This window comes from Leptolyngbya sp. PCC 6406 (assembly GCF_000332095.2).
Classification (GTDB): Bacteria; Cyanobacteriota; Cyanobacteriia; order Phormidesmidales; family Phormidesmidaceae; genus PCC-6406.
In genome coordinates this window covers 2,477,421-2,484,501 of the sequence record NZ_KI913949.1, presented here as the reverse complement: position 1 = coordinate 2,484,501, position 7,081 = coordinate 2,477,421, and the positions used below count along the sequence as shown (strand labels likewise).

Sequence of the window (7,081 nt, the reverse complement as noted above, 5' to 3'; positions counted from 1 at the left end):
CCAATTATGGAAAGCAAGCCCAGGCAAACTGAAAATTATGACGACCTGTTAATTGAGGAATTACAGGATGTGGAGGTGGCGGCGGAATATCTCTCAACCGCGATCGCGGGGGGATCGGTTGAGGAGTTTTTGACGGCACTGCGCTATGTGACGGCGGCCCATGGTGGCATTGGGGTACTGGCTGAAATTACCCATCTCAATCGCCAGAGTCTTTACAAGATGTTGTCGGATCAGGGGAACCCGACGCTGGTTAATTTGATCGCTGTCCTGAGGTCACTGGGGCTGACTCTCACGGTTAAGCCGATTGAGTCGGATGCGGCTTAACCGTGAGGTGGAGCTATAAGGCATGGAACTGATCACAGGGCATCACCTTCTGCCAAGTGGCGCAGGGCTTGCCATTTCTCAGTCTGCTGCTTGATGCTGACTTAGCCATCGCTGAAATGATGGTTGGCTCTCTCCTGAGGGCTGACCCAGAATCAGATTTTTGACACTGATGTCTTCATCAAGCTGATTCCAATGAATTCCTGCGCCATGACCAATCAGTCGCCAGTCCTGTCGCTCTTTGGCAGACCCCTGCAACAGCCGTGGATACCACGCGATCGGCACAGCAATCGTCCGGCCATCTACCAGGTCAACGGATAAGGTGTCATCAGTGATCTCGACTGACTGAATGGTGGGAATGTCCTTTAAGTCAACCATTAAAGAAGTCATGCCAGCCCTCCAATAATTGCTCTTGATTCTCTTCGACTTGCTTCTGAATACGGTTGATTTCTTTGCGACTAAACCCCTTATTGCTGTGGAGTCGAACTGGAGTTAGCCAAAACTTGGCCTCCGCTTGGTCACGCTCAACATGGACGTGGGGGGGTTCGTCACGATCTCCGGCGTAGCAAAAGAACCGATATGGCCCAATGATCAACAGTGTAGGCATTTGGGCAGTGCTGGCAGCGATTCATCCTGAGCATAGCGGGTTTCAGCCCCTTGATCTGCTGGGTCTCACTTCACTTGACCCAGCAGATCAAGGGGTGACTGGCGGGAAATCTAAAGAGAGTGGGGGTGAATAGGTGGGCGGGGCGGGGAAGTAAGTACCTTTACGGAGAGTACCTGGGGGTAAACCAATGGCACGGCAACGGCAACGGATCACAGCAGCGGCACTCGCACTCGCCCTCTTGGGCCTCCATCCCCCCAGCACCGCCCAATCACTCCCCACTCCCCCAACCACCCTCAGCCAATCCCCCAACACCACCGCTCTAAATCGAGCTGCTACCCTCAACCAACAAGCCTTTGAACTTTCCCAAGCAGGACGCTACAGAGAGGCTGAAACCCTTTACCGAGAATCCCTGGCCATCCTGCGTGAGCAGTTGGGCAATCACCATCCTGATGTGGCCACCAGTCTCGGCAACTTGGCGGGGCTGTACCATTTTGAGATGAGGCGCTATGGGGAGGCCGAACCTCTCTACCAAGAATCCCTGGCCATCCGTCGTGAGCAATTGGGCAATCGCCATCCCGATGTGGCCACCAGCCTCTACAACTTGGCTCTTCTATATGCAAACCAGGGTCGCCATGGGGAGGCAGAACCTCTGGCCCAAGAATCCCTGGCCATCCGTCGAGAGCAGTTGGGCAATCGCCATCCCGATGTGGCCACCAACCTTGGCACCCTGGCATCGCTGTACAAAGCCCAGGGCCGCTATGGGGAAGCGGAATCCCTCTACCAAGAATCCCTAGCCATCCTTCGTGAGCAATTGGGCAATCGCCATCCCAATGTAGCCTTCAGCCTCAACAACCTGGCAGAGCTGTACCGTGCCCAGGGTCGTTATGGGGAGGCGGAACCCCTCTACCAAGAATCCCTGGCCATCCTTCGTGAGCAAGCAGGAGATCGCCATCCCGCTGTGGCCTTAAGCCTCGGCACCCTGGCATCGCTGTACCAAGACCAGGGTCGCTATGGGGAGGCGGAACCTCTCTTCCGAGAATCCCTAGCCATCCTTCGTGAGCAGGCAGGAGATCGCCATTCCAATTCATCTGTGGCCGCCACCAGCCTCAACAACCTGGCATCGCTGTACCAAGCCCAGGGCCGCTATGGGGAAGCGGAACCCCTCTACCAAGAATCCCTGGCCATCTGGCGAGAGCGGCATGGGAATCGCAATCCCAATCTGGCCCTCAGCCTCAACAACTTGGCATCACTATACCAAGCCCAGGGTCGCCATGGGGAGGCGATATCGTTCCTTGGGCAGGGACTCGACATTGAAGAGTGGAATCTGGCTCTGAACCTAGCACCCTTACCTGAAGCCCGACGACAAACCTATATCAACGCGATCTGGGGCACAGGCCAACGATCCATCTCCCTCCACCTGCAATCCGCCCCCACCTCCCCCGAAGCCGCACAACTGGCCCTGACCACTCTCCTGCGCCGCAAGGGTCGCATCCTGGATGAGGGCACCACCAGCCTACAAGTACTGCGGCAAAACCTCACCCCCGACGACCAAGCCACCCTAGACCAACTCACCAACACCCAGCGGCAACTAGCCAATCTCACCTTCAACCCACCCCCTGATCTGCTCCCCGACCAATACCGCGCCCAAATCACCGCCCTAGAAGCCCAAGCCAACCAACTGGAAGCCACCCTAGCCCGCCGCAGTGCCACCTTCCGCGCCGAAGCCACCCCCGTCACCCTCGCCGCCGTCCAAGCCCAGATCCCTGCCAACGGCGTGCTGGTGGAATACGTCCGCTATCAGCCCTTCAATGCCCAAGATCCCCGCAACCCCTGGGGAGCAGCCCGCTACGCCGCCTACCTGCTGTTTCCCGATGGCCGCATTGAGGCCGTGGATTTAGGTGACGCTGCCGAGATTGATGACGCCGTCCGGTCCTTTGTGGGCCTGCTGCAAGATACCCGCGCTGATTTTCAACGGCGGGGTACTGTGGCAGTACAAATTGCCCCAGATCGGGTAGAGACTGTGACGGGTGCGATTAAAGCCTTGGTCTTTGACCCCATCGCCCCCCACCTCCAAAGGCGAGAGCATTTGCTGATTTCCCCCGATGGTCAACTGAATTTGCTGCCCTTTGAGGCATTGCCCTTCGACTCCGCTCAGGGAGCGGGGCGGGGCGGCTCAGGGACTTACTTGGTGGAGCAATACCAGATCAGTTATCTGAATACGGGACGGGATCTGGTGCGCTTCGGTGTGGTCCCCCCCAGCCGCAACCCCGCCGTCCTAGTGGGGAACCCCAACTACGACACCGACCCCGTACAAGTGGCCAGCAGTCGCGGCACTGGCCAACGGGCCACCGTCCTGGGGCAACTGCAATTTGGCCCCCTGCCGGGGACAGCGGCAGAACTCGTCGCCCTTCAGCCCCTTTTCCCCAATGCCGCGTTTCTGGAAGGCGACCAAGCCACTGAGAATGCCCTCAAGCAGGTGCAGGCCCCCCGCATTCTCCACATCGCCACCCATGGGTTCTTTCTGGCGGATGTAGAGCGACCCAATGCCGACTCGCGGGGGTTGGGCTTGATTGCCGGGGGTGAGTCGCTGTCCCCCGGCATCCCGGTCAATGTTGCTGTCGAGAATCCCTTACTGCGATCGGGCTTGGCCTTAGCTGGGTTCAATCCCCGCCGCAGTGGCGATGAAGATGGGGTGCTCACCGCTTTGGAAGCGTCCCAACTGAATCTCTTTGGCACCCAATTGGTGGTGCTCTCCGCTTGCGATACTGGCCTGGGAGATGTGGCCAATGGGGAGGGGGTGTATGGTCTGCGGCGGGCCTTTGGTATTGCTGGGGCGGAGACCCAACTGCTGAGTCTGTGGCAGGTGGATGATTTTGGCACCCAGAGCCTGATGGCCCGGTATTACGAAAAGCTGATGGCGGGGATGGGTCGCAGTGAGGCGTTGCGGGCGGTGCAGTTGGAGATGATCAATCGGGGGGGCGAGTATAGCCATCCCTACTATTGGGCGGCGTTTGTGCTGGCAGGGAATTGGCGATCGCTTTAGGGTCGCACCCGAGGGGACGGGCAATTCCATAACACCCCATATCGGTCACCCGCCCACTGGGCAATCACTCTACGACTAGGTTGCTCCTTGGTATTCGTGGGTTTTACGTCGTTCTACCCACGCTACTAAGACTGGGTAGGCGGATCACCTATCGGTGGGGACCGATAGGGGGTGTAGGATCCGATGATCTGGATAAAAGAGCGGTATAGCCGTTAATCTCCTATGACTGTCCCAACTTCCTTGCAAATTCTCCAAGTTGACGCCTTTACCGCTGAGCCCTTTGCAGGCAACCCCGCAGCGGTCTGTGTTCTGGCCGCCCCTGTGGATGAGGACTGGATGCGTGCGATCGCGGCGGAGATGAACCTTTCGGAAACCGCCTTTCTCCATCCCGTCGAGGACGGCTACCATCTGCGCTGGTTTACGCCGACAACGGAGGTGGACCTTTGCGGCCACGCCACCCTGGCCAGTGCCCATGTGCTCTGGAGCGAAGGGCATCTCGACCCTGGAGCTACAGCCCGGTTTCACACCCGCAGCGGGCTGCTTACCGCCCGATTAGAGGAAGACTGGATCACCCTGAATTTTCCCCGCCAACCCATGGAGCCGATCTCCCCCGATCCTGTGCTGCTGAAGGCGCTGCGGGGACAGGAGCCGCTGTTTGTGGGGGGGAGTACGACGGCCATTGAGGGCAATTATCTGGTGGAGCTGGCGTCAGAGGCCCATGTGCGATCGCTCCAGCCCGACTTCTCTCTGATGGCGACCTTACCCGTGATGGGGGTGATCGTCACCAGTGCCGCTGAAGATCCGGCGGTGGATTTTGTCTCTCGCTACTTTGCCCCGGCGGCAGGTATCAATGAAGATCCGGTGACGGGGTCCGCCCATTGTTCCCTGGCCCCCTACTGGCAGGAAAAGCTGGGGAAGGACACCTTCCTAGCGCGGCAGGTGTCCACCCGAGGCGGGCTGCTGAAGGTGACGTGCCAAGCAGATCGCGTCTTGATCAGCGGTCAAGCCATCACCGTCCTGCGCGGCGACCTCATTGCCCAGCTTTAACCCAGGTGCAGGAACCCCCTGTAAGGGTACAGAACTGTGGGTCCGAATCAGTGGGGTGTTATTGCCTTGCACGTCCCTAAGGGGACTCCACCTTGACTCCAGTACTCAAATCCTTGAGAAGTTGGGTGATTTCGGTGGCGTAGTACTGAAAGTGCCACTGCACCATGAGATAAAAGAAGCCCAAAAAGATAGGCAGAAGGACGAGTCCCCCCAGCCGAAATATTGCAAGCAGCACCGTGGTTACCACCGCGATCGCGACCAGAAGTAAATAAAGGTCGAGAGTTCTCAGGTAAATGTCTAAATCAATGCGAGTGTGGTCGGGCAGATCACTGGCACTCAGTTGTCCCTGGGTGCGAAAGCAAAACTGTTTCTGGGCTCTGGGACCATAGAGGGTGAGCTGGTCAGCACTGAAATGGCCCCAGTAGCGGCGAGTCAGTTTAAATCGTCCGCCGAGAACAATCTCGCGGCTTAGGGAAAAATTGAGCTGTTGTCTGGCAACTGCGATCGCGACGGGCACGGTCAGAGTGATCCGCCGATGAAGGCGGAACCATACCTGCATCCGTTGCACCAGAGTTAATGTCATATTTGATGTCATGGGCGTATCCAGACTTTGGGGGAGAGGACGCTGAAACGCCCAAACCTCCTTTGGTGAAAGAACGAACCTTCCTAGACTTCCCTAACCCTTGGATACGCCCATGTCATATATATTGCAATCCTGCATGAACTTGGAGCAAGTGTCTTGGTGGGTTTTGGGATCAGGTGGTTCTGCCCTGGGGAATGAGCTTCGACAGAATTGCGTAGATCACGAGAGCTGACACGATGCCATTGACGGGGACGATGCCGAAGGAGGTCGTATTGCTCCAATATGCGATCGCAGATGCCACCACATAGGCAATCACCCCGGCCCAGTTAAAGGCGGGTTGGGGTTCCGCCAAATCAGGAAACTGTCCCCGGCGAGCAACCCAAAAGTCCGCCATGATGACGCCACCAATGGGGGGAATGAATATCCCCAGCAGAATCAGATAATTCACCAGCAGTTCATAGATCCCCCCCAAGGCCAGGATCAGGGCAAAGGTCGCCCCCCCCAGAACAAACAGAGTGCGCTTGTGGGTGCGGAACATATTGGCCCCGGCAATGGAAAAGGAATAGATGGCGTTGTCCTGGGTCGTCCATATATTCAAAAAGAACAGAATCAACCCCCACACCAACAGTCCCTGTTGAGCCATGACCTTGACGATATCCGGCTCACCGTAGACCTTGGCACAAAAAGCACCACTAAAGATCAAGAGGCCATTGCCGAGAAAAAAGGCAATCAGAGTCGCCCCAAACCCCACCTTGCCACTACTGGCAAAGCGGCTCCAGTTGGTCGCTTGGGTGCCGCCAGAGACAAAGGTGCCCACGATGATGGTGATAGCAGCATTCAGTGGTAGGGGCTCAATAATCGCCTGATTTTGCAACCCCGCAAAGCCCCCTACATCGCCAGCAGCGATGGACAAACTCAGCACCATCAGCAGCACCATGGCGGGTACAGCGACACGACTGAGCCAGTCCATAGCCTTATAGCCAAAGTAGGCAGTGGAGCAAAAGGCATAGGTGAAGAACAAAATCACCAACCAGTTCAAAGACTCGGGTACACCCGCCAGACTGTTCAGCACCTGGGCCATAAGGGCAGAGGTCCAGGCGTACCATCCTATTTGAGTAAAGCCGAGAATAAAGTCCACCCACCGCGACCCCACATTGCCAAAGCTAAAGCGGGCCATGAGAACGGTAGTGAGGCCGCTGTTGGCGGCGATGAGTCCTAGCAGGGCGGCATATACCCCTAGAATCAGGTTGCCCAGGAGAATGACCCCCACCAAGTCGGGCCAAAATTGGAAGGAATTCCCCACCAGTCCCCCAGCAAACAGGGTGCCGGAATAGAGGGTAAACCCCGCCAGAATGGGGGCTAGGGAAATAAAGGACTTACGCGCATTGACAGGAACTGAACTGAGGGGATAGTCCTCAGCAACGCTGCCCTGCGTTACCGCAGGCGATTCGGGCATCGTGGTCATGGTTATAGGCCGCCT

7 protein-coding genes are annotated in these 7,081 nt (G+C 57.4%); 3 read left to right on the top strand and 4 right to left on the bottom strand.

All coding sequences use genetic code 11. The features are described 5' to 3' along the window. A partial coding sequence (locus LEP6406_RS0211035; protein WP_225886508.1) for a helix-turn-helix domain-containing transcriptional regulator occupies positions 1-324 on the top strand: 324 nt, incomplete at its 5' end. Between the two features lie 78 nt (positions 325-402). Here the strand turns inward: LEP6406_RS0211035 and LEP6406_RS0211030 are convergent. Continuing rightward, entirely contained in the window at positions 403-711 is a 309-nt protein-coding gene (locus tag LEP6406_RS0211030) for a DUF2442 domain-containing protein (protein WP_027269051.1), read from the bottom strand. Beyond that, complete coding sequence (locus tag LEP6406_RS0211025; RefSeq protein ID WP_027269050.1) at positions 692-928, bottom strand: DUF4160 domain-containing protein; 237 nt, start codon at positions 926-928, stop codon at positions 692-694. The genes LEP6406_RS0211030 and LEP6406_RS0211025 overlap by 20 nt, the downstream gene beginning before the upstream one ends. A gap of 187 nt (positions 929-1,115) precedes the next feature. On the opposite strand from LEP6406_RS0211025, the gene LEP6406_RS0211020 reads away from it, so the two are divergent. Both LEP6406_RS0211020 and LEP6406_RS0211015 read left to right on the top strand, forming a co-directional pair. Then, entirely contained in the window at positions 1,116-3,971 is a 2,856-nt protein-coding gene (locus LEP6406_RS0211020) for a CHAT domain-containing tetratricopeptide repeat protein (protein ID WP_027269049.1), read from the top strand. A 222-nt stretch (positions 3,972-4,193) separates the two neighbouring features. Next, positions 4,194-5,018 carry a PhzF family phenazine biosynthesis protein gene (locus LEP6406_RS0211015; RefSeq protein ID WP_008310182.1) on the top strand — a complete coding sequence of 275 codons (825 nt, stop codon included), beginning with the start codon at positions 4,194-4,196 and terminating at the stop codon, positions 5,016-5,018. Between the two features lie 76 nt (positions 5,019-5,094). Here the strand turns inward: LEP6406_RS0211015 and LEP6406_RS0211010 are convergent, their stop codons facing one another. Together LEP6406_RS0211010 and codB are read right to left on the bottom strand one after the other, a co-directional pair. Next, on the bottom strand, positions 5,095-5,601 hold the full coding sequence (locus LEP6406_RS0211010) for a hypothetical protein (RefSeq protein ID WP_027269048.1): 507 nt from the start codon (positions 5,599-5,601) through the stop codon (positions 5,095-5,097). A gap of 172 nt (positions 5,602-5,773) precedes the next feature. Further along, positions 5,774-7,066: a cytosine permease gene (codB, locus tag LEP6406_RS0211005; RefSeq protein WP_008310186.1), complete on the bottom strand. Its 1,293-nt coding sequence runs from the start codon at positions 7,064-7,066 to the stop codon at positions 5,774-5,776. Between the last annotated feature and the right edge of the window lie 15 nt (positions 7,067-7,081).

Excerpts from the sequence above, each read along its gene's own strand:
- LEP6406_RS0211030 (WP_027269051.1), bottom strand. The coding sequence starts at position 711 with ATGACTTCTTTAATGGTTGACTTAAAGGACATTCCCACCATTCAGTCA.
- LEP6406_RS0211025 (WP_027269050.1), bottom strand. The coding sequence starts at position 928 with ATGCCTACACTGTTGATCATTGGGCCATATCGGTTCTTTTGCTACGCC.
- LEP6406_RS0211020 (WP_027269049.1), top strand. The coding sequence starts at position 1,116 with ATGGCACGGCAACGGCAACGGATCACAGCAGCGGCACTCGCACTCGCC.
- LEP6406_RS0211015 (WP_008310182.1), top strand. The coding sequence starts at position 4,194 with ATGACTGTCCCAACTTCCTTGCAAATTCTCCAAGTTGACGCCTTTACC.
- LEP6406_RS0211010 (WP_027269048.1), bottom strand. The coding sequence starts at position 5,601 with ATGACATTAACTCTGGTGCAACGGATGCAGGTATGGTTCCGCCTTCAT.
- codB (WP_008310186.1), bottom strand. The coding sequence starts at position 7,066 with ATGACCACGATGCCCGAATCGCCTGCGGTAACGCAGGGCAGCGTTGCT.